General features: G+C 45.1%; 13 protein-coding genes. 7 read left to right on the forward strand and 6 right to left on the reverse strand.

Annotated features, from left to right (window positions below):
- Window positions 1-100: 100 nt before the first annotated feature.
- The gene (locus RIG66_RS31420; RefSeq protein WP_446383696.1) at window positions 101-499 is read right to left on the reverse strand and encodes a Uma2 family endonuclease; all 399 of its coding nucleotides are present in this window, start codon (window positions 497-499) and stop codon (window positions 101-103) included.
- Between the two features lie 41 nt (window positions 500-540).
- On the opposite strand from RIG66_RS31420, the gene RIG66_RS31425 reads away from it, so the two are divergent.
- The 4 genes from RIG66_RS31425 (at window position 541) to RIG66_RS31440 (ending at window position 5,848) form a co-directional block, all read left to right on the forward strand.
- A complete protein-coding gene (locus RIG66_RS31425) occupies window positions 541-2,631 on the forward strand; it encodes an ABC transporter ATP-binding protein (RefSeq protein WP_446383698.1) in 2,091 nt (696 codons plus the stop codon).
- Between the two features lie 162 nt (window positions 2,632-2,793).
- Window positions 2,794-3,555, forward strand: a complete 762-nt coding sequence (locus RIG66_RS31430; RefSeq protein ID WP_446383700.1) for a Mut7-C RNAse domain-containing protein — start codon at window positions 2,794-2,796, stop codon at window positions 3,553-3,555.
- Between the two features lie 210 nt (window positions 3,556-3,765).
- On the forward strand, window positions 3,766-4,779 hold the full coding sequence (locus RIG66_RS31435; protein WP_446383702.1) for a trypsin-like serine protease: 1,014 nt from the start codon (window positions 3,766-3,768) through the stop codon (window positions 4,777-4,779).
- A gap of 220 nt (window positions 4,780-4,999) precedes the next feature.
- Entirely contained in the window at window positions 5,000-5,848 is an 849-nt protein-coding gene (locus RIG66_RS31440; RefSeq protein ID WP_446383720.1) for an Rpn family recombination-promoting nuclease/putative transposase, read from the forward strand.
- Window positions 5,849-5,911: 63 nt separating this feature from the next.
- Here RIG66_RS31440 and RIG66_RS31445 read toward each other — a convergent pair whose 3' ends face one another.
- Both RIG66_RS31445 and ggt read right to left on the reverse strand, forming a co-directional pair.
- Complete coding sequence (locus RIG66_RS31445; protein ID WP_446383704.1) at window positions 5,912-7,144, reverse strand: damage-control phosphatase ARMT1 family protein; 1,233 nt, start codon at window positions 7,142-7,144, stop codon at window positions 5,912-5,914.
- 164 nt (window positions 7,145-7,308) lie between these two features.
- Window positions 7,309-8,865, reverse strand: a complete 1,557-nt coding sequence (ggt, locus tag RIG66_RS31450) for a gamma-glutamyltransferase (protein WP_446383706.1) — start codon at window positions 8,863-8,865, stop codon at window positions 7,309-7,311.
- Window positions 8,866-9,200: 335 nt separating this feature from the next.
- Here ggt and RIG66_RS31455 point away from each other — a divergent pair, with 335 nt between their 5' ends.
- Complete coding sequence (locus tag RIG66_RS31455; protein WP_446383708.1) at window positions 9,201-9,902, forward strand: CPBP family intramembrane glutamic endopeptidase; 702 nt, start codon at window positions 9,201-9,203, stop codon at window positions 9,900-9,902.
- On the opposite strand, the gene RIG66_RS31460 is transcribed toward RIG66_RS31455, so the two are convergent.
- Together RIG66_RS31460 and RIG66_RS31465 are read right to left on the reverse strand one after the other, a co-directional pair.
- Window positions 9,894-10,565 carry an HD domain-containing protein gene (locus RIG66_RS31460; protein WP_446383710.1) on the reverse strand — a complete coding sequence of 224 codons (672 nt, stop codon included), beginning with the start codon at window positions 10,563-10,565 and terminating at the stop codon, window positions 9,894-9,896. The genes RIG66_RS31455 and RIG66_RS31460 overlap by 9 nt on opposite strands.
- Window positions 10,566-11,079: 514 nt before the next feature.
- Entirely contained in the window at window positions 11,080-11,805 is a 726-nt protein-coding gene (locus RIG66_RS31465; protein ID WP_446383712.1) for a PEP-CTERM sorting domain-containing protein, read from the reverse strand.
- A 593-nt stretch (window positions 11,806-12,398) separates the two neighbouring features.
- Here RIG66_RS31465 and RIG66_RS31470 point away from each other — a divergent pair.
- Both RIG66_RS31470 and RIG66_RS31475 read left to right on the forward strand, forming a co-directional pair.
- Window positions 12,399-13,184 (forward strand): nucleoside phosphorylase, encoded by a 786-nt coding sequence (locus RIG66_RS31470; RefSeq protein WP_446383714.1) that lies wholly within the window; start codon window positions 12,399-12,401, stop codon window positions 13,182-13,184.
- Window positions 13,185-13,469: 285 nt separating this feature from the next.
- Entirely contained in the window at window positions 13,470-18,077 is a 4,608-nt protein-coding gene (locus tag RIG66_RS31475) for a hypothetical protein (protein ID WP_446383716.1), read from the forward strand.
- 246 nt (window positions 18,078-18,323) lie between these two features.
- Here RIG66_RS31475 and RIG66_RS31480 read toward each other — a convergent pair whose 3' ends face one another.
- Window positions 18,324-18,833, reverse strand: a complete 510-nt coding sequence (locus tag RIG66_RS31480; protein WP_446383718.1) for a hypothetical protein — start codon at window positions 18,831-18,833, stop codon at window positions 18,324-18,326.
- Window positions 18,834-19,042 lie beyond the last annotated feature (209 nt).

Here is a 19,042-nt window from a genome sequence, read left to right on the forward strand (position 1 = left end):
AGTATTGGACAGCAATAGCTTTAACCGTTTTTACCCGAATTTCAATTTATTTTGAGGCGATCAAAAGCTACAGCCCTTGTGTGGAAAACTTTCTGACTCATTAAAACTGATAATTTAGCACACTAAGTCCGGAAGACCCGAGATATCGTTGTCGAGATGGTTGGACAATGGCGACATCGGGTTGGGGTTCGGAATCAGCCAGGGTAATTGGATGAGCTTCTCGCACCACCGCCAATCCCCTTAACAGTGAACGTAGATAGTGAACACCCCCTTCGGTTGCATAGCTATGGATTGGTTCTTCTGTAGGCATTTCTACGACTTCTCCTTGCAAAAGTTCGACCCGACGGTGGTTGAGAATACCAGTCTCAATGAGGCGATGATAGTCGGTGATTGTCCATTTGACTAGAGTTGTCATGAGTTGTGTCAATTCAGTAACAATAAACCATTTAGCTCCTATAGTACGATCGCGAATCAATGGGGATGCGGTACGATAGAGCATTTGCTTGTTAAAATTTCTGTTAATTCTCGTTTTAGAGTGTCATGGCTGATACCGTTCTCGACGTTCGCAACCTGCAAGTCAAATTTAAAACCGATGAAAAGGAAGTCCTCGCTGTTGATAGGATTAGTTTTCAAGTGAAACGGGGGCAAACCCTGGGTATTGTCGGTGAGTCGGGTTCGGGGAAGTCAGTCACCTCACTGGCGGTGATGGGGTTAGTGTCAACGCCGGGTAAAATTACTCAGGGAGAGATTTATTTTAAACCTCAAGCCGATGGCGCTCAACCCATTGAATTGCTGACGCTGAATCAGGAACGAAAACGCTTGTTTCGGGGGGGTCAAATTTCGATGATCTTCCAGGAACCGATGAGTTCCCTCAACCCCGTCTACACAATCGGGTTTCAGCTTATTGAAGCTATTTTACAGCATCAGGACATATCCCAAGGCGAAGCACGGCGTCAGGCGATCGCACGGCTGCAAGAAGTGCGGCTGATTCCCAGTGATCAGGAACTTAAGCTGGAGTATGAGCAAGAAAATCCTGACGACGCCGCCACAGATCGCGTGATCAGTCAGTACCTGAATCAGCGCAAACAGGAAATGCTCAAGCGTTATCCTCACGAACTATCCGGGGGTCAATTGCAACGGGTGATGATTGCCATGGCAATTGCCTGTGATCCGGAGATTCTGATTGCGGATGAACCCAGCACCGCCCTTGATGTTACCGTACAGGCGGCAATTCTGGACTTGCTGCGGGAGTTGCGGGATCAGCGAGGAATGTCGATGATTTTCATCACCCACGACTTAGGCGTAATTGCTGAAATTGCCGACAGTGTAGCGGTGATGTACCGGGGAAATATTGTCGAAAGTGGTGATGTCTGGCAGATTTTCTCTCATCCCCAGCATCCTTATACCAAAGGATTATTAGCCTGTCGTCCGACATTAGAAAAACATCTCAAATACTTACCCACTGTGGCTGACTTCATGGAGGAGGTGACGACAGAGGAGGGTAAGGTAGACATTCGCGAAAAATCCCCGACTTTTGATCAGGAAAATGGGGCAAAGGTTCAGCGAGATAATCTCGCCGTTGCTGACGCCTCAGCCTCTCCCCTACTTGCCGTTAAAAATCTCCGAGTGGGGTTTCCTATATCCAACGTATTTGGCAAAACTAAACGCTATATTATGGCGGTCAATAATGTGTCCTTTGAGGTTTACAAAGGAGAAACGTTGGGACTCGTGGGGGAATCGGGTTGCGGTAAATCCACCCTTGCCCGGACGTTATTGCGTTTAATTGAACCGATGGAGGGTAAGGTAACCTTTGACAATGAAGATATCACCCATATTAAAGGCAAGCGCTTGCGGCAAATGCGGCAAAAGATGCAAATTATTTTCCAGAATCCCTTTAGTTCTCTTGATCCTCGGATGAAGATTGGGGATGCGGTGATGGAACCATTGGTGATTCATAAATGGGGAGATAATGCCAAAGCACGTCGCGATCGCGTTGCTTATTTGTTTGAGCGAGTGGGGTTAAACCCTGACTGGATGAACCGCTATCCCCACGAATTTTCGGGGGGACAACGCCAACGGGTTTGTATTGCCAGGGCGCTAGCACTTGAGCCTAAGTTTATTATCTGCGATGAATCGGTTTCTGCCTTGGATGTGTCGGTACAGGCGCAGGTGCTGAATCTGCTCAAGGAGTTACAGAGTGAGTTAAAGGATGAGTTGAATCTCACCTATATCTTTATCTCCCATGACTTGAGTGTGGTCAAATTTATGAGCGATCGCATCATGGTGATGAATAAGGGCAAAATCGAGGAAATTGATGCGGCGGAGAGTATCTACCGGGAACCACAAACGGAGTACACGCGCCAGCTTATTGCATCGATTCCCACGGGAAGCTTGGATCGGATTCAGCAACAGCAAGCAGGGCGAGGATTAAGCCCTTGGTCTGATATTAGCGACTTATCGGATGGAAACAAACCCTCTGCGAAACTCCAGTATCAGCTTTTTGGCATGGTTCAGGGGGATTGGCAAGTGGCTAAGGGGTTACTGAATCAGGTGAAAAGCATTAATCCGGGACATTCTGAGGATTGGTATTGGCAAAAAGTCATCCATGATTTGGAACGCGATCGGCAATAGATTCGGGGTGGGTTTCAATACAGGAATGTAGAGACGTAGCATGCTACGTCTCTACACATCGATCGGGGCGGGCGCGAGTTACATTGGGGTCAAACCCAAATGATAGTTGTAAAACCCGCCCCTACAGGTGGTTAGGGTTGGTTTTGAATCAAGGTTATTATCATGGCAACTGCTGACTTTAATTTTCTGGCAGAATTGAATTATTTTTTGCCTCCAAACAAGCGTCATGTTCGTTTTCCTCATGAGTTTAAAGGGCGAACCTCGATTAAGGATATGATTGAATCCCTGGGGGTTCCTCATCCGGAAGTGGATGCGATTTTGGTTAATGGAGAATCGGTTGATTTTTCCTATATTGTTGAAGATCGCGATCGCGTCACGGTTTGTCCGATTTCGGTGCTAGATGACATTAATCCCAGTATCCGGGTGAGTCCCCCTGAACCCCAAGAGTATCGATTTGTCCTGGATATTCATTTAGGTAAATTAGCGAATGCGTTGCGGTTGTTGGGGTTTGATACGCTGTATCGCAATGACTACGCTGATCCAGAGTTAGCCCAAGTTTCTGCCGATGAGCAACGGATTCTGTTAACTCGCGATACCCGATTACTGATGCGTTCTATCGTGAGGTATGGGTATTATGTGCGCTCCAAAAACCCCGATCAACAAATCGTTGAAGTTTTGCGTCGCTTCAATTTATTTGATGCTATTTTACCCTTTCATCGGTGTATCCGCTGTAATGGGGTATTAGTACCTGTTGAAAAAGATGCGATCGCAGATCAGTTACCGGAGCAAACGCGACAATCCATTAATGAGTTTCATCGCTGTCAAACCTGTCAGCAGATTTATTGGCAAGGGTCACATTTTGAGCGGATGCAACAGTTTATTGAGCAGGTTATGTCTGCACAACCTCAACCTGATGATTCCTAACAACAGATGAAGCTTAAAATATTACCACATAAGGATTGCTACTGCCAAATTAGTGTCCAAATGACTTAGATTAACTCTATAACTCATTAAAAATAACAAAAACTTAAATCAAGACAATTTAATAATAATTTAATGGGCAGCCTTAAAATAAATATATACACTTATTTTAGCTTAATGATAAGCAAAAATACAAGTTAAGGAATTTAATGCATGAAATGGTCTAACATTAGTCAGCTAGCCATCTGCACTATGACAGGTTGGGTAACCCTTCAATCTTTTCAGCCATCCGCGCAAGCTATAGTGATTAATAACATGGCTGGAGCACAGACAGCTCAACTATTAGGCGCACCCTTTACCTCTGTCACTGAGATTTTCATCGGTGGCAGTCTCTGTAGCGGCGCTTTGATCAACCAATTTCATGTGGTCACTGCACAGCATTGCATTTTTGGTGAGGATGCTAGTAACATAACCGTTCGGTTCCGTGATAGCGATCCCATAAACAGCTTGATCGAAGCGATCTCAGTCGCCAATATTTTTGAAAAGGATGCAACTAACGACCTTTTAGATGGCACAGATGTTGCAATACTAGAACTTTCCTCTCCCTCTCCGGATTTTATCACACCGCTGCGATTCCTTACTAATGCTGATGATTTAGTTGGATCTACAGCAACTACGGTTGGTTTCGGTTTGAATGGTGTGGGTAGTGTCGGGCATCAAGGTACAAGGGATGGCTTACGCTGGGCAGCAGAGAATGTCATTGATCTGTTTCATGGGGCTGGTTTTCAAGGTGGGTTTTCTAGCATTTATACCAGAGATGACGATACGGCTAGTCTAGGTGGAATTATCCTGCCAGGTACTTCTAACATCTTTTCCACAGATTTTGATGATGGAACCGCCGAAAATAACACGCTGTCCGACTTCGGAAGTAGTGCTATACCTGTTATGAACGAAGGAACTACAGCCCCCGGTGACAGTGGTAGTCCGCTCTTGGTAAACTTCAACGATGAATGGTTGATTGCCGGGGTTCTTTCTGGTGGAACTACTGCAACCAGCGAATTTGGTGACATCTCCTGGTGGACAGGGACTGAAGAGCATCGTTTATTTATTGAACAGCGGGGTGGTCAATTCGTGAGTACCCCCGAACCTTCATCGATATTTGCGTTAATGACAGTAGGCGCAATTGGTGGCATTAGTTGGGTTCGCAGAAGGCAGCACAACAGCTAATAATTTTGCTATCCACATAAGGAACAGTAGGGTAGCCGAGATAAATTTTCTAGGCGCACGTCGGTGCTACCCTACAAAGCGAATCCTTCAGTTTAAGCATGCCACGCCCATTCTACTTAAGATCTGAGAAATGCCTCCCTCTGTAGAAAACACGCCACTGGAAATGCAGCCGGAGTTTTTGCCTACCTACTTATCTGTATCGCTGTCACCCTTTATTACTATGATTTTTATTAATCCTAAAACTGACTTTGCTTTTAAAAAAATATTTGGCTCTGAGCAAAGCAAAGATATTCTAATCAGTTTTTTAAATGCTCTGCTCTACCAAGGACGAGCCGTTATCCAGGATGTAGAAATTCTCAATCCCTATCTGGCTCCCCAAATTCAGGGGATTAAAGATACGTACTTAGATGTGAAGGCTAGGATAACTGGCGATAAAACGGTGATTATTGAAATGCAAGTTTTGAATTTAGAAGGCTTTGAAAAGCGAATTTTATATAACGCGGCGAAAGCCTATTCCATTCAATTACAACCTGGAGAAGATTACACGATGCTGAGTCCGGTGATTGCTTTAACTATTACCGACTTTGAAATGTTTGAGCATCTGAATCAGGTCATTTCTAATTTTATGCTCAAAGAAAAAAGACTCTTGACAGATTATCCAATTAATGATTTAGAGTTAGTGTTTGTAGAATTACCCAAGTTTAGCAAAAGCTTAGAGGAGTTAGAGACATTAACTGAGCAATGGATTTATTTTATCAAAACAGCCAGAACTCTAGAGACTATCCCCGAAACCATGGCGCAAGTGCCAGAAATTCGCAAAGCCTTTGAAGTGGCGAATCAAGCGAATCTAACTAGAGAAGAATTAGAAGCTTTAGAACAGCGAGAAATCTATATTCATGATCAACGTAATGCGATTCGACGAGCATTGAGACAGGGGAAAGAAGAAACCCGTCGAGAAATTGCCAAGCAACTTCTGGATGTGTTAGATGAGGAAACAATTAGTCGGAAAACGGGGTTAAGTCTGGAAGAAGTACGACAGTTCAAAATCGATGAATTAACTGATGAATAATAATTGGGTTTGTAGTAAGGGCTTGATGCTGAGATTGTGTTGAATAACAAGCGTCAACCCAACCTACTGACGTGGGTTGAAAAATTGAATGACGCCCCATTGCCCATTGGTTAACCATTGGGGATCTTCCTGATTTAGTCTCTTAATTTGATCCGGTTTTAATCCAGCAGCGAGTTCAGCTTTGAACGTGCGTAGGGCGGCAAATGGTGCGGGAAAATAGCAAACAATATCGTCCCAGGGCGTCGTATAATCCCATTCGCGATCGCCCAGTAAACGGCGATAATTGGCATCTCCTTTAATCATCACGAATTGGGATTGATTTAATTCACTGCGCCATGATTCTGGCATATCCCAAAAGGCGAGGGGGGCTGTCCAATAGGAATCCTCGCCGCAGATTATGTCACCGTTGTCAATATAATTTTTGAGACGTTTTCCTAGAGATTGGACATCCTGATGGCTATGGTGACAGAGAACCTTAATGGTGTGGTCAACATCCTTAATCATGGCATCAGACACCAATACTGGGTGAGGCTTTAAATGTAAGTAAACAGGTTGAGCAATTCCACTGTTGACGAAAAAGTCAGCTACACACAAATCACAGAACAACTCAAACCCAGCATTATCCACAATTAAATCAATGCGAACTCCCTTCAGGTGAGCAATATGATCAGCAATTTGGGGTGTATGATCAACTAACAGATTTGCCTGTTCGCGATAGGCTTCAATATTCATTCGCTGACTCTCTCCGGCGTCAGTGGGGAACAAGCTTAAGTCAATGCGATTCCCCCAAAGGGCAAAATAAAAGAGGGCGATTAAATCGATGTGCTTCCATTGTCCTTGAGCATCAACAAAGGTGTTAATTTTGCCACTCATTGTCTCAATGGCGGACATTACCTTTGCCAAACTGCTGTGTTTTTGGGGTTCAAAGGGATCGACTCGGTGCCATTTTCCCGGTTGAAAGTAGTGGGTGGCTTCTAAAATGCGACGGTAGAGATAGATTTCTGCGGGATACCAGGGGATATCAATCCAGCGCTTTCCCTGGTAGGGTGCCATATAGGTAGTCCACGCCTCTAAATCCGGTTGAGTTTCATCCTCAAGCGATCGCACGATTCCGTAAGGCAATTCCTGACGTAGACGCTCCAGATTCTGAGTAATCGAGGCGGGATAGTTGTTGGATGCGATCGCCCGTTGGATAATTGTGGGCCACCGTTGCGTCAGTGTCTGGTGGGCAAATGAACCCTCCTCTGACATCATCAGGGGGGGTGGGATGGGGATACAGGGTTTAGTGGGGGACATAATGAGATGAGCGCGATCGCATCGGCTTGTAGTAGGGAACCTTAGCCCTATATTCCGTTACAGATTACCATAGGCGATCGCACAAAATAATTATCCCAGCTTCCCCCATATCCATTCGTAGGGGTGGGTAATGGGATTCGATTGGGCGGATTAGCGATAACTCGCTACAACTTAGCCACCGCACCATCTCGACGGTTGTCGCCAGCACCGACAAGTAAATTATCAGACGTTTTCATCACCGTATGAACCCCGCCAAAAAACAAATTCTTTTCCCGCCAACGCACAACCTGTTGGTTCGTCAATAATGGATTAAGTATTTCCGCTTCAGTTAAACCAGGTTCGATATGAAACCGACCATTTTCTCCATGGGTTCTCGGACTATTCACCGCTTGCTCAACCGTCATATTAAAATCTAAAATATTAGAAATAACTTGTAAAATAGCCGTCCTAATCCGATTAGAACCCCCTGACCCTAAAACAACTTCCGCCTGATTCTTCTGCAAAACAATCGAGGGAGACATCATCGACGAAATCCGCACATTTTCTTGCCACTGATGAAAACCTTGAGGATTTAAGTCTTCCTCTCCTAACATATTATTCACCATAATCCCTGTCCCCGGAATCACATAACCCGATCCTTCCCCGTTAGACGTGGTAACACTAGCGGCATTTCCTACCTCATCGATAACACTAATATGGGTGGTACTGCCCCATTTATTTACCGTTTCTGCTAAGTCTTGTTGATACTGAGCAAGAAAATCGTCAGCTAAAAATTGATTAACAATATTCTCTTGATACAAATAATCATTCAACCCCTCCTGTCTGGCTGCATTTGTCAACTGCATAACCTGTGCCAAAATTTCTAAATGACGCGCACTGCCAAAGCCCAGATTCGCTAACTCAACGGTAGATAATAATTTTAATGCCCAAGCTATCAATATTCCGCCCGAACTGGGAGGCGGGTTGGTGAATAATGTATTGCCTCGATAATTGACCGTTAAAGGTTGCCGTTCGATGACCTGATAATGCTTTAAATCGTCTAAGGTTAAATATCCGCCAAATTCCTGACAATCGTTGACTAATTGATGAGCAATATCTCCTTGATAAAATTCCCGAACTCCCTTTTTCACTAAATACGCTAATGTATCGGCAAAGGCGGGCATAGTTATCGTTACATCGGGTGCGACAGGTTTCCCAGTGAGAATAAAAACATTTTGTCCGTTTTGATTAGCCATAAGAATTGGCGTCAGAACTGAAGTTAAACAATAGTATTGAAATCGATTTAATTTAACCCCATGTTTCGCGTAGTGAATCGCTGGTTCGGCTATAACATGGAAGGGTAAACTACCCAATCGTTGGTGAACGTGAAACACGCCAGCCATATTTCCGGGAACCGCCATAGAACCTAGTCCAATATGAAACTCTTGGATAGCACCACCAAAATTAACATCAACGGGATAAAAATTAATTTCATTCTCAGGACGTTTTTGACGTGGGGTTTGGCTAAAAAAATCAAAGAGAATATTTTGATTTGTTTGGGTATGGGCTAAGAGGAAACCGCCTCCCGCTGCTGAGGTGAGTCCCGGTTCCGTGACAAAGGAGGCGAGAATCGCTGCAACCGCCGCATCAAACGCATTACCACCAAGGCGAAACATTTCCCTACCCGCCTCAGCCGTTTTGTCATGTCCAGCCGCGATCGCGCCGCGTGTTTTTTGTGTCATAACGGTTAATGTCTAGTCCGAATAACCACCAGAAGCTTTTGAGTTATAGCAGTTATTCACATCATCATAACTAGCATCAGGATCAGCATACGGTTGTGACAGTTACCAAATTGTCTGGTTTTTCAGCCATCAGAGTGAGGGTTCGCGGCGCGATGTATAGGACACTGTTATCCCTTAACTACTTATCCTACAATGATTTAGACAGTCTATCTCAGATGAGGAATTGATGCAGTAACTTTTGACAATTAATAAAAGTGGCACATCTCTTGTTCGGTGAATTCCATTCAAACCTTTAGCGTTGAATACAACATAAACTTAGCGCCACAAATGGTCAAATGGTAACTACTCATCCCCGTAAAAAAGCATTTTTTGCGTTGCTACTGCTTGTATCTGCTGCCAGCCTAGGGATAACCATGGCATTATATATTGCACCAGGTTCTCTAGGACAGAGGATATTTTCCCTGTGCAAAGTCTGGTTATTAGCACTCCCCCTAGTCTGGTTTATTTGGGTGGATCATGGCAAATTTAGACTATCCCTACCGAAAAAAAATGAATTGTTAGTAGGTACACTATTAGGACTGTTGATGTTTGGGATTATTCTCAGTGCCTATTGGCTGTTAGGTCAACAGTGGATTGATGTGACAGATGTCCAGACTAAGGCAAAGCAAGCAGGTATTACTAGCCCAAAGATTTATCTGGGTGGCGCATTGTATTTTACGTTTATTAATGCGCTAATCGAAGAGTATATCTGGCGTTGGTTTGTGTATAAAAAATGTGAAGTATTGGTATCTGGGACAAAAGCCGTATTCTTGGCTGCGATGCTATTCACTCTCCATCACATTATTGCCTTAGCCGCTTACACGGCTGATTGGGGGGTCGTCCTATTAGGTTCCTTGGGCGTATTCATTGCTGGGGCAGTATGGTCATGGTGTTATCTCACCTATCGTACCTTATGGTCAAGTTACATCAGCCACATTCTGGCAGATTTAGCGATCGCAATTGTGGGTTGGCATCTGCTGTTTGGGTCGCTACGATGATAACAAGGAGATTTCTACCTGTAAATTCTGCCTAGCGCGTTCCTCGAATTGATTGAACATCGGATTCGTTAAATAGAGTCGTTCCCGTTGGCAAAAGTTCTGTAAAATCTGTTTTCGTTTAGGACGATAAATTTGATCGGGAATCCAGGAATATTCTTGTCGAATAGCGTAAGCATAACTATAGTAGTCTAACTCGGCTGTACCCAGAATGGCTAAATCAGCATCTAAGAGAATTTGGCAGTCCAGTTCATTCGCTGAAGCTTGATGGGTTTTAGTCTGCAAAATTAGAGTTTTGATTCGCCTTATTGGTGCAATTGGCAGTTTCAATTGGTTTAATGCCAATTCTGCGTAATTAGCGCTTTTTTCTTCATTGTCGTCTGACTTTGGGTCATAAAAGATATCGTGAAACCAAGCCGCGACCCGAATGATCGAGAAATCCAGGGTAGTAAGTTGGGGGGTGAGTCTATGTTCACGGATCTCTTCAATTGTTGTTAAAACTTGTTTAACATGGTTGAGATTGTGATAGAATCGTTTGGGATTAGAATAAGCAGCAACTAATTCAATAAATAGGTTCTGGCTAAGGTGGGGATTAACTTGAAACGGTTTCATCGCTCTATCCCATTGAGATTTTAAAGCATGAATTGAGCCAGTCAAATGCTGCATAAATAGTGTTACTCTAACTTTTTATACGAGAAGCAAAGGAGTTACGATGAACAGATATCTGGATCAAATCTTGAAGCGGCGTCGCTGGTTACTGGTGAGTCTATTTGTCGCTTTAGCTATTCTCACCTATTTTAGTCAACACGTTTAACAGAACTATTTTCTTTTTCTCTCTTTCTCTCTTATCCCTTCTCAGAACGACTTGGGCAATGTAAGGGATGCACCCATTCCTTATTTTATTACCTATTGCCGCGACCACTACTTAGGAGCTGCTGAATAAGTGGTGTGGTGAGGGGGAGCGGGGGAAGCCGGGGAAGACTTCGGCGTGAGCGCGGCAACTGAGCCTGTCGAAGTTCAGTCGAACGCTGGGGGAGCTGGGGGAGCAAGGGTACATTTTCGGTGATAGTGGTGCAAGGGTTTTGATGAGTTTTATGCTCTTTCCTGGAAGATGAGCCAATGTCAATGCTACTCAAAGTATTGATGGCTAATGGTTTTTGGGTTGTGCAGCAAACCCTACTTATCGAGTTTGGCGCTTCCGCAGAGAAGTTGTACCCAAAACAGTCATCATCAGGAGACCTAACACTGAAGTAGGTTCAGGAACAGATTCCGACCTAGTGTCGGTCAAAGGAGGCATTGGCTCACCTCTATTATTCTCTGAGTCAGTTGGTGACTCTGGGGAACTTACAACATCAGATTCAGCCAGGTTACTGGCAAAGCTGAAATTATCGATTTGAAACGCTTCATTCGCCGCCGAGATAGCCAGTGCAGGTGACTGCATCGCAAACGATAGGGACTTAAATGCTGTATCCGCAACAATTCCCAGGAAACCAGTACCTTGTCCCTGAAGATACTCCGAGAAGACGACTGTATCTACACCTGGTATTTCATCGAACAAACCCGAAACCGTTAATCCTCCATTACTGGTTGTTGAGCTAAAGTCAGCGCCGAATCCGAGTATTTGAGACGGAAACTCAAACTCGACACTCTCAGAACGACTCGGTGTAGAGGTATAAAATTGACCCGAACTCCAGACTGATGACACACCTGTAACCTGAATGCCACTCTCCAAGAGTAAGCTTTGACTGCTGCTTTGAGGAGTTGAGAAGGTCTCCGTAGTAATACCAGACACTGTTTCCTCCCAAGCCGTCCGGTCAGTGAACACAGTCACCGCTTCAGCCGGAGTCACACCTGTTCCCAAAGCCATCAAAGTCGCGCTAGCTGCTGTCATTGATAAGGTTTTCATGGCAGTTGATGTAAACATGGTTGCTTGCGAGTAAAGGTTTACGAGGATTCTTCTTTGAGGAAAAAATCTGGAAGATTTAATTTGAGGGGAAACAGATGGCTTTGATTACATTTTTTCGTTGTTCCTGGATAATTGTTTAAGTTGATTGGTTAATTAAATACTGTCACATACGTACTTTTACTGTCTAGTAAAAGTACTCAACTTTGCAAAAACTTTGATATATATCAAAAACATGAAGACAGAAAAAACAGCTATAAGCCTGTGAGGGCAAGGATTTAAGGTTTTCTTGATAAATAACAATTATAAAAACTTCATAAAGTAAACAGTGCAGGATATAAAAATATTGATTTATGAAAACTTTATGGAATTTGTAAATGCTTTATGAGGTCTTCACAAAAGACCCAGGTAAAAAAAGATATCCGTAAAATTCCGGAATACTGAAGTGGGGATAGATGAGGTTATTTATCAAGTTTTGATAAAGTGCAATTATTTTTTATTCAAAGAAAATTCAAGTGAAGTTAAGCGTTTTATTTTTGGCGCAATGCAGCAGGTCTTGTGGCTGATTTAATGGAAACAGCAAACCTATTCAACCCATGACCCGTTCCTCTATGTATCACCTTGGCTTTGGGCAAGATGACCTCGGTTCACCGCCGCCTACCCTGGCGCTGTTATCCGGTGATCCGCAACGCGCTTCTCAGATTGCTCAAGACTATTTGCAGGATGGGCGTCTGCTCTCGGAAAATCGGGGATTAAAGAGTTATCTGGGCAAATTGTCCAATAATCGCCCCATCGTATCGGCGACAAGTGGGATGGGCGCACCGTCTCTGAGTATTGTGGTGAATGAGTTGGTGCAATTGGGGATTGAGACGATTATTCGGGTGGGGACTTGTGGCTCGATTCAAGAGTATGTCCCGGTGGGTAGTATTGTGATTACTCGTGCGGCATTATGTCGCCAAGGTGCAGCTAATGATATTGCCCCAATTGAATATCCGGCGGCGGCTGATCCGTTTCTCGCGGTGGGGTTAGTGGAGGCGGCGCGGGAGTTAGGGATTGAGCATTATCTGGGGATTACGGCGTCGGTGGATACGTTTTATGAAGGGCAAGAACGCACTGATTCGGCGAATCCTTATTTAAGGCGTCGGCTTCAAGGCATTACTCAAGAATATCGTCGTTTGAATGTTCTCAACTATGAGATGGAATGTGGCACATTACTGAAAATGGCGGGGGTGTATGGATTTGCCGCCGCTTGTGTTTGTGGTGTTATTGCCCAGCGAACGGCTGGAGAGGGGGTGATTGTCGGGGAGAAAGAGGTAGTTGTGCAGCGTGCGATCGCGGTAGCCATACGTGCAGCCGAAAACGTTGACAATAGGGCTTGTTGAATAAGTGTGGGTAGGGAACAGGGAACAGGGAATGGGGAACAGTTGTAGTGCGAGCATCTTGCTCGCTACTAATACCCAATTTAAATGCATGACAGCTTAGAGTGCGTAGTGCTGTAACTGCTCCTATTGTCCCGCATCGATGAGGTTAACTGAACAGGATTGATCCGACTTCCTCCTCCCTCATCGGGATTTTAGTATAAAATGTTACTCAACTCGTTTCCCCTACTTTCTCCATTAGACGAAAATAAGAGAATAGGGACTAAGAAGAAGAACGGGAACTCTTGAATGTACATCTATCGCACCTCTGGGTTTAATGAGAAAGCAGAACGCTATGGAATTCGCGATCGCATCGATGATCTGTGTACTCAACTGCAAACTCAACGACTCGATGAAGTGCAATCCCGGTTTGAGCGAGTTTATCCTTATCTGAAGCGCCGCATCCTCAACCGCCGCCTGATTGGTCGTATCCTGCATCTGGATAATCAGCAACTATTGTGCTTCGTTGATATCTTTAAACGGGGTGATCACGACTATGAACAGTTTCTGGAATCCCCCCTTGATTATGGTCGCACCCATCTGGAACCCCAACTCGACCTGCAACAGATTCGCGATTGGCTAACCCAAGCCCAATCTCAGCAACAGTCGGTTGCACCCTTACCCGAACTCCCGGAACGCTTGCGCCCTTGGCTTGAGCCGCCGGGATGGGAACGGGATATTGTTCCCGACGATTGGGTGATCTATGAAAGTGAAGAATGGGTGAGACAGTTTACCACGGTTAAACTGCAAGAAGCGTGGAAAACTTACTATCAGATTATTTCCCAGATTAATACCCATACGGCTACATCTACAGGAAATGGCAATGGTAATCGTGCAGCCATCCCAACCGACAGCTTCGCCGAAACCCTGATAATCTCCCGTGAACCCCAGCTTCCCGAAAATGTCAACCTCTGGAGTGAAAACAATTGTTACGTTCTCTACAGCCAGATTGAAACCACTGACGCCAGTGTTCGCGGTGTCTTGTTTCTCTTAGCCGCGTTTGATCATCCCCCCTCCAGCGCCGAGATTCGGGACGTGGGAGTGCGAACCACCCTATTCAATGGTGCCAACACCCCCAACCGCTTATCCCAACCCCTAACCATCCATGAATTAACCCCCTTCGCCCGTCGTTCCTATCCCGCTTACCTCTTAGCCGATGACAAAAGTTGGCTGGCGATTGAACGGGGGAGAGAGGCAAATCTCGCCCTTTCCCCAGAAGAAGAGGAGATTCTCCAATCGGTGTCTTGTCCTACCCTCGAAACCGATTCACTTCCCCTATTTATTAATGGACGGGCGGGTAGTGGCAAATCCACGATGCTAATTTATCTATTTGCCGACTACTGCTACCGTAAATACTACACCCCCCAAGGACATCGCCGTCCCGAACCGCTTCCGGGTAAACCCCTGTTTCTCACCTACAATGAACGGTTATTGGACATTGCCCGAGATGGAGTGAATCGACTCCTGCGTTCCCACCATCGCTTTGTCGCTGAACGCAGTCCCGGTGATCACATTCCCAATTGCGATCGCTATTTTCAACCCTTCGGTAAATTTCTGTTAAGCTTACTCCCCCCCCAGGAACGACAACGGTTTAACCCAGACCACTATATTTCCTTCCATCGGTTCAAACAACTGTATCAGGGAACCTGTCCCGAACCCGCCCTCGCCAAACTGATCTTGCATCTTCCCCAATCCTGCCGCTATTCCCCAGAAATTTGTTGGCACATTATCCGCAGTTTTATTAAAGGCTATGGTCAATCGGACGACATGACGCCGGAAGATTATCAAGAGGAAGTTCCCCGCAAAGAACGCACGATTGATGTAGAGAAATTTCAGGGAATCTATGACACGATTTGGCAACACTGGTATAAACATCTAACCACGGAACTGGGTTACTGGGATGACCAAGATTTAATTGCCAGAGTCTTGGACTTGAAGTGTTATCATCCCGACTATACCGCCATCTTCTGCGATGAAGCCCAAGACTTTACCCGCCTAGAGTTACAGCTTATTATGCGGCTGTCTCTGTTTTCCCAATACCATTTGGGATACCAACCCATTCCTAGTTTACCCTTTGCCTTTGCTGGTGATCCGTTTCAAACCTTAAACCCAACAGGATTCCATTGGTCTAGCACTCAAGCGGCTTTTGATGCAGAAGTGATTACCGCCCTTGATCCGGCGGATCAGTTAAAGTTGACGGTTAATTTTCAGGAACTATCCTATAACTATCGATCGAGTCTGTCTATTGTTCAATTCACCAATTTAATTCAGCTTTGGCGTCACGTTCTCTTTGACATTCCCGAACTCCAACCCCAAACCGCATGGCATCCGGGTGATTTCCCTGAACCGCAAATGTTTATTCTCAATCAGACGATTAGTGCGGAGGAATTAATTACTTATATCAAAGATACGATTATCATTGTTCCCTGTGAAGAAGGGGAGGAACTGGCGTATGCCCAAGCCGATGAAGTATTATCTCAAATCTTTCCGCCGTTGAATCCGAGGGAACAGGGAACACCTCGGCTTCGCTCGGTGTGTCACAGGGAACAGGGAACAGAAGAGATGAGAGAATTAACTCAACACTCCACACTATCCCCAGAACCTCTAAAAAATGTTTTAAGTGCCATTTCTGCCAAGGGATTGGAATTTAAACGGGTGATTTTGTATAAATTTGGTGAAGAGTGTAGCGATAATGTCTGGAACCTACAAGGTGTTGACCAAAAAGTCAAGGTTGAATACTTTTTCAATAAACTCTATGTCGCGGCTAGTCGGGCAACGGATTATTTATTTATCGTCGATTCAGACACAGGAAACCGTCAACTGTGGCACTATGCCAGTGATGAAGCCTTGTTACAGGCAATGCTAGGTTATGCTAAACACAAAACCTGTTGGCAAGATAATGTGAAAACCCTAGCACCGGGTATGCCAAATATGGTAGAGACAATGCGTGAAGATGACCCGGGTGCGATCGCGCAAGAATTTCAGCTTAAAGGTTTACATGCAGAGAATCCCAGTTTACTACGCCGAGCCAAACAATTCTATCGGGATTTAGGGGATATCACTCAAGCCAACTCTTGTCAGGCGTGGGCGCTAAAATTTGAACGGCAGTATCGAGACGCGGGTCATTGTTTCCTGGAGTTGGGGGAATCCGATCAGGCGCGGGATTGCTTCTGGCAGGGGCTATGCTGGTCAGAATTGGTGGCTTGGTATGATTCGCACCCCCAATATCAATCAGCGGCTGAGAGTATTCTGGCGTGGTTTATGGTGACACCTGCTGATGATTTAGCGGCGCTGGAGAATTTTACTCGGTATATTATTAGTCATGAATCATGGGTTCTTCAGGGAAATCAACAGGTTAATCAGCAAAAACAATGGCAGCAAGGAATTAAAGATTATGCCCGTCGCATTGAAACCATTCCTAATGATTCCTCAATACCCTTATCACAATGGCAGCAGTTTGGCGAAGTTCTAGCTATCTTAGCCTCAGCGGGTTACTCAGAACTAAAGGTGCAAGCGGGAACCTGTTTTTATCGCGCCCAAAATTATGATCAAGCGATACAGTATTGGGACGAAAGTAATGCAACTCAAACCCCAGACTATCATCGGGCAAAAGCCTTTACTGTGGGTATGCCAGATGGATTAGCGTATTTGGCACAAGCAGGCGAAGCTGATCAGATTATCCACCAATGGCGGCAAGCTAACAAACCGCGCGATCGCAAATGGCTGCGCTATGTCGCCCAGGCGTTGGAAATGAAGCAGGAATACCAACAAGCCTGTGTGGTTTATGTGGGATTGGATGACTTGGCTAAAGTTAAAGACTGTTTTCGACTGGCTAATCAGGATGGGATCAGAATCAAGCTACTACGGCTACTGTTCCGTTATTTATTCCGCCAGAAATACTGGCAAGACGCCCTCGAATTGCTAGACACCGATTTGCCCAATGTCATCGGTTCAACTGAGGAAAAAACCGCGCTAAATTTCGACATTGTTTATGAACTGGCAGGGTCAGAATTAAATTCAAAAGACTTGAGCAAAGACCAACGCCAGGACTATGCACAATTTATAAAAGAGCGGGTTTTATCCAATTCAGACTGGCAAGATTACCTGTTGATGTCACAGATAGGAATTGCTCTGGAAAAAGTTGGAGCATTGGTGGAAACATTAGCATTCTACGAGCAATTTGTCAACGAGGCTAACCAGAAACAGCGTCTATTTGCCCGGAAACGTTGGATAGGGACGAAGAAAAAACAGGTAGAGTATGTGACGAATCAGGGAAAGCTGAGGAAAGCGGCAAAATTGCAGTCTAATTTGATTAAAAAAGCCCAGCAATGGGCAATGAATTCCGATGGTATCTCAGTGATTCCCCCATTAGCGCCAAGAGAACGTCCTTTGAGAGATAAGGGAGTTAACTCAAAACCTAGTCAGGGCGGGTTTTGCACAAACGTTACTATCAATAACGAAAAGCAAGTTTCTAAACCCGCCCCTACACACTCAAAACGTCCCCAATCCCCTAAAACTGAGCAACTGGCGATTACTGGATTACCCCCAGACGTAATAATAGAGGAATTCGAGAAGGGGGTGATCGGATTCACGGTGCGTCACTTAGCAATTAAGGTAATGAAATCAATCCATCACGTCTTAATTACCGATATTCTCAGTAATCGAGAGGTACGTGTAGATTGGGCAAAATGCCAGGTAAATTTAGGAGATGCGATGGTGGAAGCTTGGGAGAGTCAACAGTTATCCTTTACGTTGGTTGCGAGTGGTTATCGGGGTGTTCTATTCTGTAATCAGCCAGAACCACGACTGGAATTGGAGATTCAGGGGTGTGAGGATCGGATTGCGATCTGTTTGTAGTCAGCACTTTAGTGCTGGGAAATTAAGCATTTGAAGCCACTAAAGTGGCTACTACAAATGATCGCGCGGGAGCATTCATTTTAACGGGATTGCATCTGTGTGCAATCAAGCGGATTCCATAGTAGTCAATTTTTCCTAGCATTCCCGTTAGTCGTCTTTAGACGACTTGCGCTTTTAGCCAAGAATTTGAATTCTTGGCGAATGCCAGGGTTTACTGACAAAAATAGCGGCAATTTTTGTGTCTGATTAAAATTGCAACCCCACGCCACCCTGCACCGAAACCGCTGTTCCGCCTCCGTTACGATAGGCATCAAAGGCAATAATCGCATTCCCAAAAAGCACTGTACTGCCCCCAGGAACAACATAATCAATCCCCGGTTGCAAAGCGAAGCTAGTTTTATCTCCCACCGGTGAGGGCGTATCACCACTGGCAAACGCCGCACCCGCCCCCAGATACACATCCGTTTGCCAGTTGAGGGGAAAATCATAAGAAATAGTTGGCACCACCGCCGTACCTGCACCAATCAAGGCTTGCGCTCGCAGAGAGACAGGAAGTTCTAAGAGTTTGTACCGTACCGCCAAAACTCCCCCAAATTGCCGCCCTTCACCGCGATCATCTTCTTCAATACCGAAAGTACCACCAGCGCCGACATAACTACCATAAGCGGCTTGAGCTGATGCTGATGTGGGGGTAAACGCCATACTCGCTAGTACCGCTGTGGCAAGGGTGACGCTGATGCCAATAAAATGTCGCATATTCGGACTCCTCAGTACTGATGTCGCTGATTTTAGCTTGTGACCTACCTGACTTTCCATGGGGTGTCATGAACTACCCAGACCTACTTCGTTGAGGTCTGGGTTTCTACAACCAGACCAATAGGTTTGTGTTTCTGACGCTTCGCTTGTCCTAGTTGCTTCATGCTTCCCGTTTGCTTGCGCTGACGAGTTTCTGAAGTAGAGCTAGA

Origin of the sequence: Coleofasciculus sp. E2-BRE-01 (genome assembly GCF_040221695.1) — a bacterium.
In the GTDB taxonomy this organism is placed as follows: domain Bacteria; phylum Cyanobacteriota; class Cyanobacteriia; order Cyanobacteriales; family Coleofasciculaceae; genus Coleofasciculus.

What these genes read in the sequence shown, in the direction of transcription:
- RIG66_RS31470 (WP_446383714.1), top strand. Translation starts at nt 12,399, where the DNA reads ATGACCCGTTCCTCTATGTATCACCTTGGCTTTGGGCAAGATGACCTC.
- RIG66_RS31455 (WP_446383708.1), top strand. Translation starts at nt 9,201, where the DNA reads ATGGTAACTACTCATCCCCGTAAAAAAGCATTTTTTGCGTTGCTACTG.
- RIG66_RS31465 (WP_446383712.1), bottom strand. Translation starts at nt 11,805, where the DNA reads ATGAAAACCTTATCAATGACAGCAGCTAGCGCGACTTTGATGGCTTTG.
- RIG66_RS31445 (WP_446383704.1), bottom strand. Translation starts at nt 7,144, where the DNA reads ATGTCCCCCACTAAACCCTGTATCCCCATCCCACCCCCCCTGATGATG.
- RIG66_RS31475 (WP_446383716.1), top strand. Translation starts at nt 13,470, where the DNA reads ATGTACATCTATCGCACCTCTGGGTTTAATGAGAAAGCAGAACGCTAT.
- RIG66_RS31425 (WP_446383698.1), top strand. Translation starts at nt 541, where the DNA reads ATGGCTGATACCGTTCTCGACGTTCGCAACCTGCAAGTCAAATTTAAA.
- RIG66_RS31435 (WP_446383702.1), top strand. Translation starts at nt 3,766, where the DNA reads ATGAAATGGTCTAACATTAGTCAGCTAGCCATCTGCACTATGACAGGT.
- RIG66_RS31440 (WP_446383720.1), top strand. Translation starts at nt 5,000, where the DNA reads ATGATTTTTATTAATCCTAAAACTGACTTTGCTTTTAAAAAAATATTT.
- RIG66_RS31480 (WP_446383718.1), bottom strand. Translation starts at nt 18,833, where the DNA reads ATGCGACATTTTATTGGCATCAGCGTCACCCTTGCCACAGCGGTACTA.
- ggt (WP_446383706.1), bottom strand. Translation starts at nt 8,865, where the DNA reads ATGACACAAAAAACACGCGGCGCGATCGCGGCTGGACATGACAAAACG.
- RIG66_RS31460 (WP_446383710.1), bottom strand. Translation starts at nt 10,565, where the DNA reads ATGCAGCATTTGACTGGCTCAATTCATGCTTTAAAATCTCAATGGGAT.
- RIG66_RS31420 (WP_446383696.1), bottom strand. Translation starts at nt 499, where the DNA reads ATGCTCTATCGTACCGCATCCCCATTGATTCGCGATCGTACTATAGGA.
- RIG66_RS31430 (WP_446383700.1), top strand. Translation starts at nt 2,794, where the DNA reads ATGGCAACTGCTGACTTTAATTTTCTGGCAGAATTGAATTATTTTTTG.